This is a genomic window from Aestuariimicrobium sp. G57 (assembly GCF_050110855.1).
GTDB lineage: Bacteria > Actinomycetota > Actinomycetes > Propionibacteriales > Propionibacteriaceae > Aestuariimicrobium.
The window spans coordinates 508,600-529,482 of record NZ_JBNINW010000002.1 but is presented as its reverse complement, the minus strand read 5'-3'; the positions used below and the strand labels follow the sequence as shown (position 1 = coordinate 529,482).

At 68.2% G+C, this 20,883-nt stretch carries 16 protein-coding genes; 11 read left to right on the top strand and 5 right to left on the bottom strand.

All coding sequences use genetic code 11. The annotated features are described in order from the left end of the window. Positions 1-204: 204 nt before the first annotated feature. The 3 genes from ACQCX5_RS06415 to ACQCX5_RS06405 all read left to right on the top strand — a co-directional run bounded on the left by ACQCX5_RS06415 (position 205) and on the right by ACQCX5_RS06405 (position 6,839). On the top strand, positions 205-1,917 hold the full coding sequence (locus tag ACQCX5_RS06415; RefSeq protein ID WP_434541182.1) for an FG-GAP repeat domain-containing protein: 1,713 nt from the start codon (positions 205-207) through the stop codon (positions 1,915-1,917). A gap of 125 nt (positions 1,918-2,042) precedes the next feature. Then, positions 2,043-3,776, top strand: a complete 1,734-nt coding sequence (locus ACQCX5_RS06410; protein WP_434541181.1) for an FG-GAP-like repeat-containing protein — start codon at positions 2,043-2,045, stop codon at positions 3,774-3,776. 279 nt (positions 3,777-4,055) lie between these two features. After that, positions 4,056-6,839 (top strand): 5'-nucleotidase C-terminal domain-containing protein, encoded by a 2,784-nt coding sequence (locus tag ACQCX5_RS06405; protein WP_434541180.1) that lies wholly within the window; start codon positions 4,056-4,058, stop codon positions 6,837-6,839. A gap of 92 nt (positions 6,840-6,931) precedes the next feature. Here the strand turns inward: ACQCX5_RS06405 and argF are convergent, their stop codons facing one another. After that, a complete protein-coding gene (gene argF / locus ACQCX5_RS06400) occupies positions 6,932-7,930 on the bottom strand; it encodes an ornithine carbamoyltransferase (protein WP_434541179.1) in 999 nt (332 codons plus the stop codon). A 639-nt stretch (positions 7,931-8,569) separates the two neighbouring features. Here argF and ACQCX5_RS06395 point away from each other — a divergent pair. The 5 genes from ACQCX5_RS06395 (at position 8,570) to ACQCX5_RS06375 (ending at position 13,006) form a co-directional block, all read left to right on the top strand. Then, positions 8,570-9,064: a low molecular weight protein-tyrosine-phosphatase gene (locus ACQCX5_RS06395; RefSeq protein ID WP_434541178.1), complete on the top strand. Its 495-nt coding sequence runs from the start codon at positions 8,570-8,572 to the stop codon at positions 9,062-9,064. A 22-nt stretch (positions 9,065-9,086) separates the two neighbouring features. Then, the gene (locus ACQCX5_RS06390) at positions 9,087-9,839 is read left to right on the top strand and encodes a hypothetical protein (protein ID WP_434541177.1); all 753 of its coding nucleotides are present in this window, start codon (positions 9,087-9,089) and stop codon (positions 9,837-9,839) included. 73 nt (positions 9,840-9,912) lie between these two features. After that, positions 9,913-10,599 (top strand): response regulator transcription factor, encoded by a 687-nt coding sequence (locus ACQCX5_RS06385; protein ID WP_434541176.1) that lies wholly within the window; start codon positions 9,913-9,915, stop codon positions 10,597-10,599. A gap of 130 nt (positions 10,600-10,729) precedes the next feature. Continuing rightward, complete coding sequence (locus tag ACQCX5_RS06380; RefSeq protein ID WP_434541303.1) at positions 10,730-12,118, top strand: ATP-binding protein; 1,389 nt, start codon at positions 10,730-10,732, stop codon at positions 12,116-12,118. Between the two features lie 81 nt (positions 12,119-12,199). Then, complete coding sequence (locus ACQCX5_RS06375) at positions 12,200-13,006, top strand: DUF2786 domain-containing protein (RefSeq protein WP_434541175.1); 807 nt, start codon at positions 12,200-12,202, stop codon at positions 13,004-13,006. On the opposite strand, the gene ACQCX5_RS06370 is transcribed toward ACQCX5_RS06375, so the two are convergent. Next, complete coding sequence (locus tag ACQCX5_RS06370) at positions 12,939-13,478, bottom strand: hypothetical protein (RefSeq protein ID WP_434541174.1); 540 nt, start codon at positions 13,476-13,478, stop codon at positions 12,939-12,941. The genes ACQCX5_RS06375 and ACQCX5_RS06370 overlap by 68 nt on opposite strands. After that, the gene (locus ACQCX5_RS06365; protein ID WP_434541173.1) at positions 13,471-14,481 is read right to left on the bottom strand and encodes a DNA-3-methyladenine glycosylase family protein; all 1,011 of its coding nucleotides are present in this window, start codon (positions 14,479-14,481) and stop codon (positions 13,471-13,473) included. The genes ACQCX5_RS06370 and ACQCX5_RS06365 overlap by 8 nt, the downstream gene beginning before the upstream one ends. A gap of 138 nt (positions 14,482-14,619) precedes the next feature. Here ACQCX5_RS06365 and ACQCX5_RS06360 point away from each other — a divergent pair, with 138 nt between their 5' ends. After that, positions 14,620-16,038 (top strand): YibE/F family protein, encoded by a 1,419-nt coding sequence (locus ACQCX5_RS06360; protein WP_434541172.1) that lies wholly within the window; start codon positions 14,620-14,622, stop codon positions 16,036-16,038. A gap of 583 nt (positions 16,039-16,621) precedes the next feature. Here ACQCX5_RS06360 and ACQCX5_RS06355 read toward each other — a convergent pair. Then, on the bottom strand, positions 16,622-16,969 hold the full coding sequence (locus ACQCX5_RS06355; protein WP_434541171.1) for a DUF1905 domain-containing protein: 348 nt from the start codon (positions 16,967-16,969) through the stop codon (positions 16,622-16,624). Further along, entirely contained in the window at positions 16,947-17,633 is a 687-nt protein-coding gene (locus tag ACQCX5_RS06350) for an alpha/beta fold hydrolase (protein ID WP_434541170.1), read from the bottom strand. The genes ACQCX5_RS06355 and ACQCX5_RS06350 overlap by 23 nt, the downstream gene beginning before the upstream one ends. 125 nt (positions 17,634-17,758) lie before the next feature. Here ACQCX5_RS06350 and ACQCX5_RS06345 point away from each other — a divergent pair, with 125 nt between their 5' ends. Continuing rightward, on the top strand, positions 17,759-20,095 hold the full coding sequence (locus ACQCX5_RS06345; RefSeq protein ID WP_434541169.1) for an ATP-binding cassette domain-containing protein: 2,337 nt from the start codon (positions 17,759-17,761) through the stop codon (positions 20,093-20,095). Between the two features lie 65 nt (positions 20,096-20,160). After that, positions 20,161-20,820: a TetR family transcriptional regulator gene (locus ACQCX5_RS06340; protein WP_434541168.1), complete on the top strand. Its 660-nt coding sequence runs from the start codon at positions 20,161-20,163 to the stop codon at positions 20,818-20,820. The last annotated feature ends 63 nt before the right edge of the window (positions 20,821-20,883 follow it).

Below are 20,883 nucleotides of genomic sequence, written 5' to 3'. Positions count from 1 at the left end.
GTAGCGTAGGTTTCTCGCCGCGCTGGTTGTGGGAATCCCACTGACCCACTGGGCAGGCGTTGGGGAATACGGCCAGCGGTTGGGCTGCGAGGGGCTGCGCATCCGATCAGCCGGGGGGCGGGGCAGATTTTGTCGGGGGCGCCCGCTAGCGTCAGCGACAACCCCGCAATCCGGGACGATGCCTACTTGCCACACAGGAGTGACATGACCATCCGCCCCCTGCGCGCCCTGGCCGGCCTGGCCCTGGCGTTCGCCCTGGCCGCGACGTTGAGCCCGTCCGCGCTGGCCGACGACACCGAGTCCGCACCCGCGCGTCCCGGCACGCGCTCTGCAACCAGTTGGACGAACGCAGCCCCACAGGCCACGACCCCGGCACCGACGCTGGCACCACAGGCCTCGGTCGAAGAAAGCAATGCCGTCGCCCGGCTGAACGCCTACCGCGCGCGGGCGGGGCTGCGGCCACTCGCCCTGGTCGGGGCACCAGGGGCAGTCGTCAACCACGCCAAGTACCTGGACCAGAACATCGGCGTCGCGGGGCTGAACCCGTTCATGGAGGACCCGTCGCTGCCGGGCTACACGGCTGCGGGTGACGCGATCGCGGTCGAGACCTGGCCGGGGTTCAGCGAGACGGGAACCTATTCGCAGGTCGTCGATGACTGGCTGGCCAACCCCGAGGCGCAGTACTGGGAACTGCTCGACCCGACCACCGCCCAGATCGCGTTCACGCGTCAGGGAGCCGTCATCGTGGCCTGGTTCGGCCACAGTGCCGCGACGGCCCCCGAGCCGGTGGTCTTTCCCCAGGGCCCGAACTTCGGCCTGCGCACGATGCCCGCGGACTACTCGGCGCTCTTCACGCTGGGCTGCTCGGCCCGCGCCACCTGGGGCTTCCCCATCACCTTCCAGTGGGACCCCGGCCTGTACGAGCAGATGTTGGTGAACAACGTGTCGGTGCGAGTCGACGGCAGCGCCGTGGGCGTGTGCATCGTCAACAACACCTCGCAGCTGGCCGCCCCCGGTCAGGTCGTGGTCATCCCCGAGCAGCCGCTGGCACCCGGCACGCAGGTGAGCGCGTCGGTCTCGGTCACGGGATTCCTCGCCGACGGCAGTGGTTCTGCCCAGCTCGCGGCCACCTCGGAATTCTCGGTGCAGGCACCGGCCAGTGGTGTGCTGGGCGACCAGACCGGTGACGCCACGGCAGACGTGCTGGCCGTGACCGCGTCGGGTGACCTGTGGCTCTACAAGGGACGTCGCCCGGGCACGATCGGGCACGGCTACCAGATCGGTCGCGGCTGGAACGAGTTCACCTGGTTCAGCCACACACCCGATGTCAACGGCGACCGTCGCGACGACCTGATCGGGCGACGCAGTGACGGCCACCTGTACCTGTACTTCGGCCAGGGCAACGGCTCCTACACCGCGGGCCGCAAGGTCGGCCAGAACTGGGGCGGGTTGCGCAACCTGACCGTGGTCGGCGACATGAATGCCGACGGCACTCCTGAGGTGGTGGGTATCGGCGAGAACGGCAACCTGTACCGCTACACGCTCACCCAGAACGGGTTCGTCGGGGCATCGCTCATCGGCAAGAACTGGCAGGGCATCGCCATGACGGCCTCTGTCGGCTCGTTCAATGCCAACACCGACAGGTACGCCGACCTGATCGCCGTCGGCACCAATGGCCGGCTCTACGTGTACTATTCCGGGGCCAACGGGTTGTTCATCCAGGCCGCGGTGATCGGCCAGGGCTGGTCGGGCTTCACGGCGCTGTTCTCGCCCGGTGACCTGTCGGGCGACGGACGTCCTGACCTGATCGGGCGCAACGCGGCGGGCACACTGTACTCGTACGAGAACCGGGCCGGTTCGTGGGGCGCGGCCCGGCAGGCGGGCACGGGCTGGGGCGGCATCCGGCTGTTCGGCTGAGCCGTCGCGCCACTCACCATGGCGTGGGGGATGACCGTGAGCGGTCATCCCCCGCGCATGGCGTGCGACATCGTCGGCGTTTACACTGGCCAAGCCACAACCCCACCCTTTGGAGGTTCGCCACCATGCGCGACCAGAAGTTGCTCGTCAGGCTGGTGGGCGTGCTTGCCGCCGCCGCCACCGCCTTCACCTTGTCGATTTCTTCGCTGGCAGGGACGGCGGCCGCCGACCCCACCACCGATCCCACCGAACAGGGGGTGACGACCCGGCCCGAGGGACGAATCCACACGCCGAAGTCGCCCATGGACGAGTCGAAGCCCGGCGGCCTCGCCCCCCAGGGACCGATTGACTCAGCCGTCGCGCTGCTCAATGGCTACCGATCCAAGGTGGGCGCCCGGTCGGTCGTCTACGACTCCAGCCTGGCCTCGGCCGTCCAGGCCCATGCGAACTACCTGGAATTGAACAAGTCCGACCCCAACCTCAACCCGGCCGTCGAGGTGTCCGGCAAGCCCGGCTACACCGCTGCCGGTGCGGCCATCGCCCCCTGGACGCTCGTCTCGACCGGGGTCTCAGCCAACGGCACCGCCATCGACCTGTGGATGATGGACCCCTGGGAGCGCAGCGCCCGCCTGCTGCACCCGCTGACCAATGGCATCGCGTTCGGCAAGACCGCCACGTTCCTGGTGGCCGGGGTGAACTTCAACAACAGCGCGCCGCAGGTGTGGCCACAGGTGTTCCCGAACCAGTCCAACCAGCGCAGCCTGGCATTCAACTCGACCGCGGCCTCGTACTACGCGAGCAACTGCACGCAGAAGCCCGCCGTGTGGGGCTTCCCGATCACGGTGCAGTGGGACCACCAGAACCTGGGCGCGATCAGCGGTGTGACCGCCTCGCTGTACCGCGACGGTGTGCCGGTGCCGTTCTGCCTGATCAGCAACCCTGACGCCCTGGACATCAACGCCCAGGTCGTGATCATGCCGACGGCACCGTTGGTGCCGGGCTCGTACTATTCCGGTTCGGTCAGCGGCACCGCCGCCAAGACGGCCGGCGGCACCCAGGCCGTCAACGCCACGATCTCGTTCACCACCTATGCCGACAACCGTGTCTGGGGCGACCAGACCGGTGACCACATCGGCGACCTGCTGGGCATCGATGCGGCCGGCAACCTGCGCATCTACAAGGGCATCAAGCCGGGCCGATTCGGCACGTCGTGGATCGTCGGTACCGGCTGGGGCCAGTTCACCTGGTTCAGCCACACCCCCGACATCAACGGTGACAAACGCGACGACCTGATCGGGCGCCGCGCCGACGGCAACCTGTACCTGTACTACGGGCAGGGCATGGGGTCGTACTCGTCGGGCAAGCGGGTCGGCACGTCGTGGAACGGCCTCGACAACATCACCGTGGTCGGCGACATGACCGGCGACGGCACGCCCGAGGTGGTCGGCATCGGCAACGCCGGGGCCAATGACGGCAAGCTGTTCCGCTACACCCTGACCAATGACGGGTTCATCGGCGCTTCGCAGATCGGCAAGAACTGGCAGGGCATCAAGCAGATGACCAGCGTCGGTTCGTTCAACGGTGACGCTGCCGCCGACATCATCGCCATCGGTGACAACGGCAATCTGTACGTCTATTACACGAGCCGCGGCAACATCATCCAGGCCGCGCAGGTGGGCCGTGGCTGGAACGGGTTCACCGCGCTGTTCAGCCCCGGCGACCTCACCGGCGACGCCCGTCCCGACATCGTCGGACGCAACGCGGCCGGCACGCTGTACAGCTACGCCAACCAGCAAGGCTCGTTCGGCTCGGCCCGCCAGGCCGGCACCAACTGGAACGGCTTCCGCCTGTTCGGCTGACCTGAGGACGTGAACCCCGGCGCCTTCGGGCACGGGTGATTCCGGCGCACAAAACGCCCGGTCGTGACCGCTGCACCCAGCGACGCGGCCGGGCGTTGTGCTGCCGCCATGCCAATTCTTGGTGAACAGCTCACAAAATCTGCAACATCTGCTTGCCCTTGTCAGAGGGGTGCAGCAAAGTGAGGCTCAAAGACCCACCCGTGCGTTTCGGGGGGTCTGTTGAGCATGGGCGGTGCCGTCCACTGCTCACGCCAGCACCACCCCACACCAAGGAGAATCATGGCTCTCAACCCCTTTGCCGGGGTGCGCCGCACGGTCGCCACTGTGGGTCTCAGCGCTGCGATGATCGCCGGCGGCCTGGTGGCCCCGGCGTTCGCTGAGGTCACCGCGCCGACCAAGTTGCTGCCCACCGCCGCCTGCACCAGCGGGGCAACCCAGCTCGAGATCTACACCTTCAACGACTTCCACGGCCGCATCCAGGAAGCCGCCAAGCTGTTCACCCCGGTCGAGCAGGCCCGCGCTGCGGGCAAGAACGTGCTGCTGCTGTCGAACGGTGACAACATCGGTGGTTCGACCTTCGAGTCGGCCTCGCAGAACGACGACCCGACCATCAAGATCCTGAACGCGGCCAAGGTGGATGCGTCCTCGGCCGGCAACCACGAGTTCGACAAGGGCCTGCAGGACCTGGTCGACCGTTACGCCGACGCCGCCCGCACGCCGGACTTCCCGATCCTGGCCGCGAACGTCGTCAAGTCGGACGGCACCGTGCCGGCCCCGCTGAAGGCGTACGAGATCAAGGAGGTCGCGGGCGTCAAGGTGGGCATCGTCGGTGCCGTCACCAGCGACCTGCCCGCCCTGGTCAGCCCCGTTGGCATCGCCGGCCTCACGGTCGGTGACCCGGTGCAGGCGGTCAACAAGGTCGCCACCGAGCTGAAGGACGGCAACGACGCCAACGGCGAGGCCGACATCGTCATCGCCCTGATCCACGAGGGTGCTGCCGTCGGCGGCACCACCGCCGACCCGACCGCGGGCGACCCGGCGGCCAATGCCGCCACCAGCCCCGCCTTCAAGTCGATCTACGAGAGCGTTGATCCCAAGGTGAACGTGGTCATCAACGGCCACACCCACCAGCTCTACAGCTGGCAGACCACCTCGGGCCAGCCGCTGCTGCAGGCGCAGTCGTACGGCGCCTGGTACGGCAAGGTCGTCATCAACGTCGAGGCCGGTGCAGAGTGCGGCACCACCACCGCCACCGCATTGCCGGTGCCCGCCGCCGACCTGGCCGATCCCGAGATCAAGGCCATCGCTGACCTCAGCGCTGCCGCCGTGGCCGAGTCCGATGTCATCGGCGCCAAGGTCGTGGCCCAGGCCGACGGCACCATCTCGCTGCCCGCCGGTCTGATGAAGCCCGACGTCCGCGACAAGGAATCGCCGGCCACCAACCTGGTCGCGAAGTTCTTCGGCGAGGTGCTCGACGGGAATGCCAACTACGACGGCAAGAAGGTGATCGGCATCCAGAACCCGGGCGGCACCCGCGCGGGCTTCGACAACGGTGACATCACCTACAAGGAAGCCGCGTTGATGCTTCCGTTCGCCAACACCATCAAGACCACCGAGATCACCGGGGCCCAGTTCAAGAAGGTGCTCGAGCAGCAGTGGCAGCGCACCGCGTCGGGCACCGTGCCCAGCCGCGCCTACCTGCGCCTCGGCCTGTCGCCGAACGTCACCTACACCTACGACGAGAACCTGCCCGAGGGCTCGCGGATCACCAACATCTACTACGACGGTGCACCGATGAGCATGACTGACACCTTCACCGCGGTGTCGGGCAACTTCCTGATCGAGGGCGGCGACAACTTCCACGAGCTCGCCAAGGGCGCCAACACCCGCGACACCGGTCTGGTCGACCTGACCGCGTTCACCGAGTGGGTCAGTGCCCAGGGCACCATCCAGGCCGACTACCGCCAGGGCGGCGTCTCGCTCAAGGGCAACCCGTCGGTCGCCGTTGAGGGCTCGAAGTACACGCTGGCCGTGGGCGTCCCGCTCACCGGCGGCGTGGCCACCGACACCCTGAACAGCACCGGCGCCGAGGCCACCCCGAACACCACCCTCAACGCCTTCGTCGTCCAGGGCACCACCAAGGTGAAGGTCGGGACTGCCCCCATCGTTGATGGCAAGGTCGGCGAGATCGCGTTCCGCATTCCCGTCGGCTCGGGCCTGGCCAAGGGTGCTGCCACCCTGCAGCTCGAGGCCGAACCCACCAAGACCCTCGCCCAGGTGCCGCTGACCCTCGTAGTCGCCGGCAAGAACTTCGCCTGGGGCGACCAGACCGGTGACCGGATCGGCGACATCATCGCCGTCGACGGTCACGGCGTGCTCAACCTCTACCAGGGCAAGGTGGGCGGCCTGACGGGCCTGTCGACCAAGGCCGGCGGCGGCTGGGACGCGTTCACCTGGATCTCGCACACCCCCGACGTGAACGGTGACGGCAAGGACGACCTGCTCGGCCTTCGCAACGACGGCGCGATGTTCCTGTACCTGGGCCTCGGCATGGGTCAGTACACCTCGGCCCGTCTCGTCGGCACCGGCTTCGACGGCATGAAGAAGCTCGTCGTCGTGGGTGACATGAACAACGACAAGCTGCCCGAGCTCGTCGCCATCGGCGCCGACAACGGCCTGTACCGCTACTCGATCGCCAACGGCGGCACCCTGCGCGATGCCCGCCAGATCGGCAAGAACTGGGGCGCGATCACCAACCTGGCCTCGGTCGGTGACTTCAACAATGACGGCAGCGCCGACATCCTCGCCACCAATGCCACCGGTGACCTGTTCGTGTACTACTCCAGCCCGACCGGCACCATCATCCAGGCCGCCCACATCGGGCGCGGCTGGACCGGTTTCACCGCGATGTTCGGCCCCGGCGACCTGACCGGTGACGGCCGGGTCGACCTCGTCGGCCGCAACGCCGACGGCAAGCTGTTCCTCTATGCCAACAACAATGGCAAGTGGGGCGTTGCCAAGCAGATCGGCAACGGCTGGGGAAGCTTCACCCTGTTCGGCTGATGCTGGCCAGGTGATCAACACCTGAAACTGCCGAATCACGATGGCCCGCCGGGAGCAATCCCGGCGGGCCATCGTCGTGCAAGGAAGCAGCGTCACGCCCCCAGCGTCGCGACCATCACTGCCTTGATCGTGTGCATGCGGTTCTCGGCCTGGTCGAAGATCACCTCGCGCTGGGCCTGGAAGACCTCGTCGGTGATCTCGAGCGCATCCATGCCCGTCAGCTGGAACACCTTCTCGCCCACCGTCGTGTTGCGGTCGTGGTAGGCGGGCAGGCAGTGCAGGGCGATCGCGTCCGGGTTGCCGGTGGCCGTCATCAGCGCCGCATTGACCTGGTAGGGACGCAGCAGCGCGATGCGTTCGGCCCAGACCTCTTCGGGCTCACCCATCGAGACCCACACGTCGGTGTAGATGACATCGGCACCGGCGACGCCCTCGGCCACATTGTCGGTCAGGGTAATCCGGGCGCCGGTCTGCTCGGCGACCCCGCGGGCCTGTGCGACAACCTCGTCGGTGTTGTGCAGCGCCTTGGGAGCCACCATGCGCACGTCCATGCCCATCAGCGCACCACCGGCAAGCACCGAGTTGCCCACGTTGTTGCGGGCATCGCCCAGATAGGCGATCGAGACCTGGTTGAGCGGCTTGCCCACCCGCTCGAGGATGGTCAGCTGGTCGGCCAGCGTCTGGGTCGGGTGCCACTCGTCGGTCAGGCCGTTCCAGACGGGCACGCCGGAGTACTTCGCGAGGTCCTCGACGGTGTCCTGGCCGAAGCCGCGGTACTCGATCGCGTCGAACATGCGCCCGAACAGCAGCGCGGTGTCGACGATCGATTCCTTGCCGCGGATGTGACTGCCCGACGGGTCGAAGTACGTGGTGTGCGCGCCCTGGTGAAACGCCGCCACCTCGAAGGACGAGCGCGTGCGCGAGCTCGACTTCTCAAAAATCAGGGCGATCGTGCGGCCCACCAGGCGCTGCTGTTCGACCCCGCGACGGCGCTCATCCTTCAGCTGGGCGGCCAGGTCGAGCAGGCTGCGCCATTCAGCAGGGGTGAAGTCGAATTCCTTGAGGAAGCTGCGTCCGGTGAGCGATGTCATGGGCCTACGTTAGCGGTCGTGCTGGTGGACTGCGTGTCGCGTCCCGGTTGACCGGGCCGCAGCGCCGCGACGCTCCTCCGCACCATCACGACGACCGCCACGACCACCACCACGACCACCCGCCCGCTCCCCCGCGCCGACCACTTGGCTTGCGCAACTCGACTTGGCTTGCACTGTAAGCACAAGCCAAGTCGAGTAACGCAAGCCAAGTCGAGGATTTCGGCCCGTGAACCCATGTAGCTGGCGTTGTTCGACCCAGCTGGTCTCCAGAGCGCCAGCTGGGTCGATTACCGCCAGCCAGGTGAAGAGTTTGGGCAGCCCGGTGCAGGGTTTGGGCAGCCGGGTGAAGAGTTTTGGGCAGCCAGGTGCAGGTGTGGGCAGCCAGATGCAGGGTTTGGCTCGGGTGGGCGAACCGGCCGTCACACGGACGTATCCGCACCGACCTGCTGCCGCTGCCGTCGTCCTCGCTGGGCCAACCACCCCCGGGATGCTGATGATCCCCAGCAGTGTGCATCGACCGCAGCAGAACCGGCCCAAACCCGCACCTTTGGCCCAGTCGATGCACGCTGCTGGGTCAAGCGGGTCCCACGAGCCGCCGACCTCCATGGTCGAACGACCCGGACGAGGCAGGATGGGCCCATGATTGATCCCGGCGCCCATGACACCCAGCGAATCCCGCACGTCCTGTTCCTCTGCTGGGGCAACATCTGCCGCAGCCCCATGGGTGCGGTGGTGGCCGCCGAGGCGGCTGAGCGGTCAGGGGTGCCCGGCCGGTTCAGCAGCGCCGGCGTCAGCGACGAAGAACATGGCAACCCCATGGACTCCCGCGCCATGACCGTGCTCGCCGACCATTCCTATCGCCCGGGTGACCACACCGCGCGGCAGGTCACGCCGGGCATGCTCGCCGATGTCGACCTGGTCATCGCCGCCGAGCAGCACCACCTCGATCGGCTGCAGCACCTGGGCGTCGACCTGCCCGAACTGGCGCTGGTCAGCGATTTCGATCCCGAGGCCAACCCCGGCGACCCGTTGCCCGACCCCTGGTACGGCGGCCGTGAAGACTTCGAGCAGACACTGGCAGCGCTCGTCCGCTCGATGCCGGGACTGCTCGACCGGCTGCGCGAGCTCAACTGAGAAACCCCATTAGGCTGGCGCCATGACCTTGTTCCTCGTGGGCGGCGGACCCACTGACCAGCTCTCTGATGTGCATGACGTGTTCGCGGCCAGCATCGGGGCACGCGTGCGCGGCATCGCGGGCCGTGCGCCGCGGGTGGCGTACCTCAGCGCCGGGGTGCCCGACGAGGTGGCCCAGTTCAAGGACGCCTACCTGGCCCCGCTGCTCGAACGCCTGCCCGAGGTCGAGGTCACCGAGGTCTACCTGCTGCCCCATGCGGCTGACGAACCCGACCCCACCGTCTGGCCCGACGACTTCGACGACATGGACGCCATCATCGTCGCCGGTGGCCACACCCCCAGCTACCTCGCCGGGCTGGCGCCCCACCGAGACCAGCTGGCCCGCATGGTGCGCGGCGACGTGCACTACCTCGGCTATTCGGCCGGCGCCAGCATCACCTCACGGCATGCGCTGATCGGCGGCTGGCAGCTCAACGGCCGTCCCGTGGCCAGCCAGCAGTGGTCCGAGGGGCTGGACGAGGCCACCGTGATCGACGGGCTGGCCATGATCACCCCCACCATCGCCACCCATGCCGACGTCGCACTGAACGACGGGCTGGTCATCGGTGTGCTCGAGGCCGACCTGACCAGACAATGCGTCGGCATCGACGAGCACACCTGCCTGGTGGTCGACCCGATCACGGGTCGCACCGCCCACTATGGCCGCGGGCGTCTGCGCTGGTTCAGCCGTGAGTCGTCCAGCGTGGTGGTGACAACCCAGCACGTCGACGCGTGAGCCGCGTGGCGCCCCGGCTGCGACAGGCACGGGGTGGCAAGCCAGTTCAGGCAAGGCATGGCAAGCTATGACCATGCAGATCTTGGTGGTGGACGACGACCAGGCAGTGCGCGATTCGCTGAAGCGGTCGTTGACGTACAACGGCTATGAGGTGGCGACCGCCGCGGACGGGCTCGAAGCGCTGGCGCAGTTGTCGGCGATCCGTCCCGATGCCGTGGTGATGGACGTGATGATGCCCCGCCTCGACGGGCTCGAGGCGACCAGGATGCTGCGGGCCACCGGCAACGACGTGCCCATCCTGATCCTGACCGCACGCGATGCCGTCAACGACCGCGTCGATGGGCTCGACGTGGGGGCGGACGACTACATGGTCAAGCCCTATGCGCTCGATGAACTGCTCGCCCGGCTGCGGGCGCTGACGCGGCGCGCACGCCCCGAGCCGGAACAGAACCACGACGTCAAGCAGTTCGAAGACCTGGTGCTCGATCCGCAGACCCGCGAGGTCTCGCGCAATGGGCGACGCATCAGCCTGACACGCACCGAGTTCGCCCTGCTGAACGTGTTCATGGACCACCCCCGGCGGGTGCTCGAGCGCGGCTGGCTGCTCAACGAGGTGTGGGGCTTCGACTTTCCCACCACGGCGAACTCGCTCGAGGTCTACATCGGCTACCTGCGACGCAAGACCGAGGGCGAGGGCGAGTCGCGGCTGTTGCACACCGTGCGTGGCGTGGGCTACGTGCTGCGCGAGACCCCGCCGTGATCGTGGGGCCCATCGATAGTCCGGGGGTCGTCGAGCAGGGTGGGCACAGTCGTGGACGGCCGCGACAGTGACCCTGTGGAGCAACATCTGGGGCATGCTGCGGCGCTGGATGCCTCGGCTGCGCAGCCAGATTCCGCTGGGTCGACGCCTGGTGACCATGACCCTGCTGAGCCTCACCCTGGTGGTGCTGGCGGTGGGGATCACGGCGTACTTCGCCACCCGGGCTTCGCTGTACCAGCAACTCGACCGTGACCTGACGGCCGTCGGCACGTCACTCGTGCAGACGGTGCAGCAGGATCCAGCCACGGTGGGCGGCCTGACTGCCGAAGCGACCACGACTGCGAACGTGACCGTGCTGGTGGTGCGCGCAGACGGTGTGGTGACCGGTGTGCCCGGGGTCTCGACGATCATCACCCCTGGCCCGCAGGAGATTGCTGCCGCACGCACCCAGCTGCCGTCCGCGAATCGCACGCTGACGACCGGGTCGGGTGTGCAGTTCCGGGTCGCGACGGTGCCGTTCACTGTGGACGGGCAGAGCTATGCCCTGGTGGTGGCCCGGCCGCTGGACTCGACGCACGCGACGCTGCGCAACCTGTGGTGGGTGCTGCTGGCGGTGGGCCTGGTCGGCATGGTGAGCGTCTCGGCGGGCGCGTGGTGGGTGAGCCGGCAGACACTGGCCCCGATCAGGCAGTTGTCGAATGCGGTGGCACGCATCACCGAGACCGATGAACTGACGCCGATCCAGTCGGTGAGCACTGACGATCTGGGCAACCTCACCGAGTCGTTCAACACCATGCTGAACTCGCTGTCGAGCTCGCGCGAACGCCAGAAGCGCCTGATCGCCGACGCCGGCCACGAACTGCGCACCCCGCTCACGTCGATGCGCACGAACGTCGAGCTGCTGGTGGCTGACGAGAACCGGCACATGCTGCCCGACGGGGCCCGCGCCGAGATCCTGCACGACATCGCCGCGCAGCTGGGTGAGTTCACCTCGTTGGTGGGTGACCTGGTGCAGTTGTCGCGCGAGGACAAGGCCACTGCTGCGCCCGAGGCGCTGGACTTCGCGGAGGTGGTCAAGGCTGCGATCGTCCGCGCCCGGCGCCGGGGCCCGAACCTGCGTTTCGACGTGGAACTCGACCCACTGTTCATCATGGGCGAGTCGGACACATTGGAGCGCGCCGTGACCAACCTGCTCGACAATGCCGTGAAATTCTCGCCCCCCGGGGGCACGATCAGGGTGCATCTCGAGGGCGATGTGTTGCGCATCTCGGACGAGGGGCCGGGCATCCCGGACGACGACCTGCCGCATGTGTTTGACCGGTTCTTCCGTTCTGACAAGGCGCGCAGCACCCCCGGCACCGGACTTGGACTGTCCATCGTGGCGCACACGGTCGAGGCGCACGGCGGCTGGGTGACGGCGGGCCATGCCGCCGAGGGTGGCGCCGAGTTCACGGTGCACCTGCCGGGCACGAGCCACCCGCCCGAGCCGGGTGAGCCGGGTTCGCCTGGCAGCAGTTGATCGGGCCTGTGGATAACCCTGCTGGGATGTCAGTGGTGGCGTCTAGCGTGGTTCGCAGGTTCATCGAGGAAGGGTGTGATCGTGTCGGACAAAGCCATGGCCGTCATCGGCAAGTTGCTGCGCAAGGCAGAACAGACGTCATCGTCGGACGAGGCCGACGCCCTGATGGCGAAAGCCCAGGAGTGGGCGACCAAGTATTCAATTGACCTGGCCAGGGCTCGGTATGCGGATTCGCAGTCACAGGCCCGCGAGCTGGTCGAGGAACGCACGTTCACGATCGGGCGGCCCCGCCAGCGGCATGTGGTCGCGTTGCGCAAGCTGTACACGGTGGTGGCGCAGGTCAACGACATCGAGGTGCTGATGCGTGGCGGCGAGTCCGAGGTCTATCCCATCGGCATGCCGAGCGACCTGGAGGCAACTGAGGCGCTGTACCGCTCGCTGGTGGTGCAGATGGTGGCAGCGGCAGACCGCTGGGTCGAGTCGGGTGAGCACCGTTCGATGGAACGGATTGTGCGGCGTGGGCGCGCGGTGGTGCGCGAGCCGTTGCATTCGTCGACGGCACGGGGGGTGTTCTACGACGGGTACATACACCGCATCCAGGTGCGGCTGCAGCAGGCGCGCGACGAGGTGTTTGCCCGCGAGCTGGCTGAGGAATCGGTCGGTGGGTGGGAGCACGCTGCCGCGGGGCGGGAGTTGTCGTCGACGGCGCTGGCGCTGCGGGCGAAGTCGGAAGAGGTCAGCGACTTCATCGCGCAGAAGTACCCACGGGTCGGTGTGCGGCGCCAGCAGGCCAAGCACGCGGGGCAGTTCACTGAGCAGATCAGGGCCGCTGGGCGGGCGGCGGCTGACCGGGCGAGCCTGGGCGGGCAGCAGGCGCTGCCGGGCTGATCCGGGTGATCGGCAGGTTGGCCCGGTCGAACAGGCGGGCAAGTTCGTCGGCCTGGCGGGGCAGGTCGGTGTGCCGCAGCAGGGCGAGCAGGTGGGCACGGAACAGCGGGCCGTGGTCTGCGCCTGCTGAGTGGTGGTCGGCGTGGCCGGTGGCATGGTGGGCCGAGTGGTGGGCCAACTCGTGCAGCACGACCAGACGGGCGTTGCCCCAGGATGCCAGGGCGATCTCGCCGCGGGCCGGGTCGTAGTGTGACATCCGCTCACCCTGTCGCAGCCGCACGCTGACCGGAGGCAGCCCGAGTTCGAGGCAGGTGAGCGTGCAGAACAGCCGCGCCGAGGCCAGGTCGGTGAAGTCGTGCTCGGGCTCGACGACCACCATGCGGCCATCGACGACCACGGCACGACCGGCCCTGGCCCAGCGCGAGAGCCGGTCCTCGCACAGGTAGACCGCCTGGGCGTCGGGGTCAGCCATGGTGACGCCTGCGAGTGCCCTGAGGTGACCCGCTCCCCCACCTGCCCTGACCGCGGCCACCAGCCGTCCAGCCGCCGCGCACGGGCAGGTGGCTCGGCAGCGTCCGTCGTGGGCCATGGCGTTCGGGCAGGCCGAGCCCCATCAGCGCGATCTCGACGCGCCAGCGATGCGGGCGGAAGGGCTCGAGCGCTTCGCCGGGGTCGCCGCCGTCGGCGAGGTGGGCGCTGACCATTCCGGGCACGTGGTAGTCGTCGATGCTCCAGGCGTCGGGGTCACCCAGCACGTTCTGCCGCACCTTCGCCGCCGTCCACGGCCCGATGCCGGGCAGGGTGCGCAGCGCACGCTCGAGTGCCTCGCCGCGGGGGGTGACCGGCTCGTCGGCGGCCCGGGCAAGCACCCGCTCGAACGCCCCGACCTTGGCCATGGCCCGCGCGATGGTGCCGGCGCGGCGCTCGTCGACGCCGGCCTGCAGGTATTCCCAGCTGGGGATGGCCGCCCACTGGCCCGCAGCCGGCGCCGCGACCATGCCCGCTGCCGGGTGGGCGGCGTCGTCCGGGTCGATGCCGGGTGGTTGCTCACCGAAACGCCTGACCAGTCGACGGATCGACGTGAACGCCTCAGCGCCGGTCACCTTCTGCTCGATGATCGTCTGCGCGAGCGATTCGGCCAGCAGCCCGGTGCCGCCGATGCGGGTGCTGCGCCGGCGCAGCAGGACCGCCAACAGGTCATGGTCAGGGGTGAAATCGTCGGGGCGGTCATCGACGCCGAGCAGCAGCGGCGCCCGGTCGAGCGCCCATGCGGCGCCGTCACCGAGGGCTTCGGCGGTGACATCCTCGTCGGTGCGGGTGAGCCGCAGCAGCACCGGCCCATCGGGTGTGATGGCCGCCCGCCACCATGACCCCGCCGCCAGTCTCGTCGTGGGGTCGCCATGACCGCGCTGCAGGCGTCCGAGGATGCCGTCGAGCCCGGCGCCGACACCGCGGATCACGATCGAGCTGGACATGGGTTCAAGAGTAGGTGCTGAGGGGTGTGACCGTTTTCCGGCGGGACCGGCGCTGAATCCACCTGTGCAGGCGCCCCGGCGCCGGGCCTGCCGGGATTCGGTCACGGTCTTCTGGATCGGGCCGGTATCTTTCGCGTCATGGCCCACTCGCACTCCCATGACGAGCCCGCTCCGCTGACCCCGACCCAGCAGCGCCAGCAGCGCCACGCCAGCCGCATCCTGGTGATCGTGCTCGTGCCGCTGGCGATCGCCACGTTCGCCGCGCTGCTGTTGATGTGGCCCAAGAACACCCAGGACCACATCCGGCAGGACACCGGCATCGTGCGGCTGCCCGGCACGACCTACCAGACGGGCACGATCACCGGCGTCCAGGAGAAGAGCTGTGAGGGGCAGGTCGGCACCTACCCCGGCGACACGTCCGTGTGTGCGACGCTGACGGTGACCGTCGACGACGGGCCCGAGGCGGGCAGCACCCAAAGCTTCGACATCACCGCGCCGGTCTACCGGTCCGGGGCGACCCCCGGGCAGCAGGTGCGCATGTACCGCGTGCCTCTCGAGGGCGGCGGTTCGCTCTATTCGTTCGTCGACTTCGAGCGCACCACGCCGTTGGTGTTCTTCGTGGCCCTGTTCGCGGTGCTGGTGGTGGCGGTGGCCCGTCTGCGCGGCCTGTTGGCGCTGGTGGGGCTGGGGTTCGCGTTCTTCATCCTGATCGAGTTCATGATGCCGAACCTCATCCAGGGCAAAGACCCGGTGCTGGTGGGTGTGGTGGGCAGCGCGGCGATCATGTTCGTGGTGCTCTACACCTCACACGGGTTCACGACCAGAACGACAACTGCGCTTGTCGGCACGTTGTTCGGGTTGTTGGTGGCGGCCATACTGGGCGCGATCTCGACCAGGTGGGCACACCTGACGGGCGTGATCGAAGAGGACGACTTCATCCTGGCGGCATCGGCGCCAGACCTGAACATGACCTCGGTCGTGATCTGTTCGATGATCGTCGCTGCCCTCGGTGCGCTCAACGACGTGACGATCACACAGGCCTCGTCGGTGTGGGAGCTGGCCCGCACGGTGCGCAAGCCGTGGGACCTGTACCGCAGCGCCATGCGCATCGGCCGCGACCACATCGCCTCGACGGTCTACACCATCGCGTTCGCGTCGGCGGGTGCCGCGTTGAGTGTGCTGCTGCTGATCCAGATCATGGACGCCCGCCTGGCCGACATGGTCGTCGAGGAACTGTTCGCCGGTGAGATCCTGCGCACGATCATCGGGTCGATCGGGTTGGTGCTGGCGGTGCCGCTGACCACCGGCATCGGCGTGTTGGCGGTCACGGCGGGCCGTGCGGTTGATGCGCGCAGCGGCGGCCCGGACGAGGACCAGCGCGCGGCCCTGCAGCATGCCGGGCATGACCATGGCGAGGTCGTCCACGAGGTCGCCGAGCAGGAGTTCGCCCGCGGCGATGTGATGACCGATGCGCCGCGCCGGGGGAAGGCGGCCGGTTCAGGCGAGGGATCGGGGTCACCCGGAGACGACAGCGCATTCAAGCGCCCAGGCAGCTAGCTGGGCGGGTCGTCCCCCCAGTCATCCCCACTTAGCTTGCGTAACTCGACTTGGCTTGCACTGTAAGCACAAGCCAAGTCGAGTTGTGCAAGCCAAGTGGCGAGGGATGGGGTGGGTGGCGCTGACCGGCCGTCCCGTGGGGTCGGCCGCCCCCTTCGCAGGGCCCACACCAGAGAAAGTCGCCCTGAAACAACTTTTTGGGCCGGTTCAGCCCCGATCGGCCCGACAAACTCGCCCAGGTGCGACTTTTTCTGGTGCGGCGTGGACGAGGCTGACGCTGAGCTGGTGTCTGCCCCCAAGCAACTGGTCGGGGTAGCGGCGGTTCGCGGGCGTCACGCCGCTCACGGCCGCGTCATCCCCACTCAGCTTGCGAAACTCGACTTGGCTTGCACTGTAAGCACAAGCCAAGTCGAGTTGTGCAAGCCAAGTGGCGAGGGATGAGGTGGCGTGGAGGCCGAGGTGGTGTGGAGGCCGAGGTGGTGTGGAGCCCGAGGTGGTGCCATGCCGCGCGGGCGCACTGGCCGGCTGGTCCGTGGCCCGCAACCGGCTCCGCCCGGGCCCGGCTGACGTCACACCCGTCTGCTCAGTCGCGCCCCAGCCGCAGCCGGATCTCGACCGTATCGCCAAGTTCGATCCCCTCGGCACGCTGCACCGCCAGCTTCAGCGGCACCAGGTAGCCACCGTCCTTGGGGAACAGCGCCGTGTACCAGGTCGTTGCGCCGATCGTCAGGGTGCCGGGGATCATGCCCCAGCCGTACGTCACCCGGGACGCCTCTTCATGAATCTCGTCCGCCACCTCATCGGGTACCCGCACGTAGATGAACGGCGCCGGTCCGCGCCATTCAAAGACGACCCCCGTGAAGGTGAACTCGACGGGGTCGAAGCTCACCTCACCGAGGTCAGCGTCGTCACTGCGCCCGCGCGATGGCATCGATCGCCGCCGCGAATTCGTCGGGCTTGCTGTACATCGGCCAGTGCCCGCTGTCGATGTCGACGAAGTCGAGGGTCTTCGCCGCGCTGAACTCGACCAGGTCACCCGACGCAATCCACTCCTTGGCGTCAGCAATGCTGAACTCCGGGCAGACCAGCGTGATCGGCACGTCATGGCGCCGTGCGTCGCGCAGGTGCACGGTCGCGTGGGTGACGGTGGTGGGCACGAGCACGAGGTGGCTGTCCATGAGCCTGCGGGCGTCGTCGTCGAGGTCGTCGGAATCGGGCCCCGCGAACGCGTCCCAGCCCGGGAACCTGACCATGCCGTCGACCGGTTCGATGGGATCGAAGTAGACCTGGCCGTCGGCCACCGGGAACCCGCCGACCATCACGACCCGGGTGACCTTGTCAGGACGCGCATCAGCCGCCTGCCACGCCAAGGAGCAGGCGGCCGAGTGCCCGACGACGACCACGGGGCCGGTGGCCGCGTCAACGGCCGCCACCACGGCGGCAGCCTGGTCGTCCAGGGTGGCATCGGCGGGTTCTGCGCCCTGGCCGGGAAGATCGAGGGCCACGACGTCATGGCCGGACGCGACGAGGTGAGGGGTGACCTGCTGCCAGGCACGGGAGTCGAGCCACATGCCGGCGATGAGGATGATCGTCATGGCGCCACACTATGCACCTGCTCTGACATTTTTATCCGGTGTGACATTTGTCAGTGGCCCGTGTCACAGTCAGTTGCGCCACCCAGCACCCGCAGCAGCCACCCCACCCAGCACCAGGAGCCAGCATGCACCAGGCCGACAGCCACGACGTGATCACGGTGCGCGGTGCGCGCGTCAACAACCTGCGCGACATCGACCTTGACCTGCCCAAACGCCGCATGACCGTCTTCACGGGCCTGTCGGGGTCGGGCAAGTCCAGCCTGGTCTTCGGCACCATCGCCGCCGAGTCACAACGCCTCATCAACGAGACCTATTCGACCTTCGTGCAGTCGTTCATGCCCAGCCAGGCTCGTCCCGACGTGGACGAATTGGCGAACCTGTCGGCCGCGATCATCGTCGACCAGGAACGACTGGGCGCGAACCCACGCTCGACCGTCGGCACCGCCACCGACGCCGCCGCCCTGCTGCGACTGGTCTTCAGCCGCTTGTCACAGCCACATGTCGGCCCCTCGACCGCGTTCTCGTTCAACATCGCCACCGCCTCGGGCGCGGGCGCGGTCACGGTGCAGAAGGGTGCGGCCATCCGCAAGAAGGCCGAGTTCACCACCCTGGGCGGCATGTGCCCGCACTGCGAGGGACTGGGCCGCACCAGCGAGATCGACATGACCCAGGTCATCGACGAAGACCGTTCGCTCAACGACGGTGCCATCCTGGCCCCGAACTTCGGGACGGGCACCTGGTACTGGGTGTACTACGGCGAATCGCCGAAGCTCGACCCCGACAAGCCCATCAAGAAGTTCACGAAGAAGGAACGCGACTACTTCCTCCATGGCGAGCCCGAGAAGATCACGCTGCGCACCGGCATCAACACCACCTATGAGGGGCTGATCCCCAAGATCCGCCGCGTGTTCCTCGAGAAGGACACCGAGATCAAGCAGGCCCACATCAAGGCGTGGGTCGAGCGGGCGGCGACGTTCCAGCCCTGCCCCGAGTGCGGGGGCACCCGGTTGAACAAGGCCGCACGTGAGGCGACGGTTGCCGGACGGACGTTGCCCGAGGTGTGCGACCTGCAGGTCAACGAGTTGCGCGACTGGGTGGCCACGCTGCACGAGCCGACCGTGGCACCGGTGCTGGCCAACCTCATGGGCATCCTCGACGCGATGGTCAACGTGGGGCTCGGCTACCTGTCGCTGTCGCGTGAGGCCGGTACCCTGTCAGGCGGTGAGGCCCAGCGGGTGAAGATGATCCGCCACCTGGGCTCGTCCCTGACCGACATCACGTACGTGTTCGACGAACCGACCATCGGGCTGCACCCGCACGACATCGCGCGCATGAACGACCTGCTGCTGGCGCTGCGCGACAAGGGCAACACGGTGCTGGTGGTCGAGCACAAGCCCGAGGTGATGGCCGTGGCCGACCACCTCGTCGACCTGGGGCCGGGGGCCGGCTCGGACGGCGGCACCATCACCTTCGAGGGTGACCTGGCGGGCCTGCGGGCCTCGGGCACGCTCACGGGCAGGTACCTGGACGCGCGCATGCCGCTGCGCAGCGGGGTGCGCACCCCCACCGGCGCCCACGAGATCCGCGGCGCGAACCTGAACAACCTGCGCCATGTCGATGTCGACGTGCCCACGGGGGTGCTGACGGTCGTCACGGGAGTGGCCGGATCGGGCAAGTCGTCACTCATCCACGGCTCACTGGCCGACCGGGACGGGGTGCTGGTGGTGGACCAGACCGCGATCAAGGGCTCGCGCCGGTCGAACCCAGCCACCTATTCGGGGCTGCTCGACCCGATCCGCTCGGAATTCGCCAAGGCCAACGGGGTCAAGCCGGCGCTGTTCAGCCCGAACTCCGAGGGCGCGTGCCCCAACTGCAGCGGCCAGGGCGTGATCTATACCGACCTGGCGATGATGGCCGGGGTGATCACCCCCTGTGAGCAGTGCGGCGGCAAGCGCTTCCGCGACGACGTGCTGCAATACACCCTGCACGGGCTGAGCATCGCCGACTTCTTCGGGCTGTCGGTGGCGCAGGCCCACGAGGTGTTCACCGGTCCGAAGCCGAAGAAGATCCTTGACCGCCTGATGGACGTCGGCCTGGGCTATGTCAAGGTCGGCCAGCCGCTGACCACCCTGTCAGGCGGCGAGCGGCAGCGGCTCAAGCTCGCGGCCTCGATGGGCGAGGCCAGCACCTACATCCTCGACGAGCCCACCAGCGGCCTGCACCTGGCCGACACCGAACGACTCGTCGCGATGCTGCACCGGCTGGTCGACCAGGGCCTGACGACCATCGTGATCGAGCACAACCTGGCCGTGATCGCCCAGGCCGACTGGATCATCGACATCGGCCCCGGGGCAGGCCACGAGGGCGGGGCGGTGGTCTTCGAGGGCACGCCACAGCAGATGGTCGAGGGCTCGGACACCCTCACGGCCGAGCACCTGCGGCGCTGGGTGTCGTCCGACTGAGGGGTTGGGCGCCCGACCCCCCGCACTATTTGCATGCAGTGCAATAAGTGCATAGAGTGCAACTTGTGACCAGCACCACCAACGGCGACACCACCCCGAGCCGTCGCGACCGCAACAAGGCCGCGACCCGCCAGGCCCTCACCCGGGCCGCGGTCGACCTGTCGTATGAAGTCGGTTTCGACGCGGTCACCGCCGATGCCGTCGCCGAGCGCGCAGGGGTCTCACGGCGCACGTTCTTCAACTACTTCCCGAGTCTCGAGGAATGCATCACCGACCCGATCCAGCAGGTGCTCGACGACGCCCTGGCGATCGTCGACGCCGCCCCGGTCGAAGCACCGATCATGCCGCTGGCCACCACAGCGTTCAGTGAGGTGTTCAGCCCCGCGACCACGCCGCACCTGGTGCGCGTGATGCTGCTGGTGCGTGAGCACCCGCGACTGGCCCGCAGCCACCTGGCCCAGTGGCGCCTGATCGCCGGACCGGTATCCGACGCGGTCATGCGCCGCACGCCCGACGCCGACCCCCTGTGGGCCATGACCCTGGCCAGTTCGGTGCTCGGGGTAGCCGAGGCCGCCATCGAGAACTGGCTCACGTCACTGCCCGTCGCCGACATCACCCCGGACGACGCGGCCCTCGCGGCGGCGTCCGAATCGCTGCGCGAGACCGTCGCGCGGTCGTTCGGCTACCTGGCCGACGGCTTCGCCACTCCCCCGCCGACGCCGTAACCCGGAACCCACACCCACCACCCCACCCCGCACCCGCACGAGAGCGACCACGACCCGTGGATC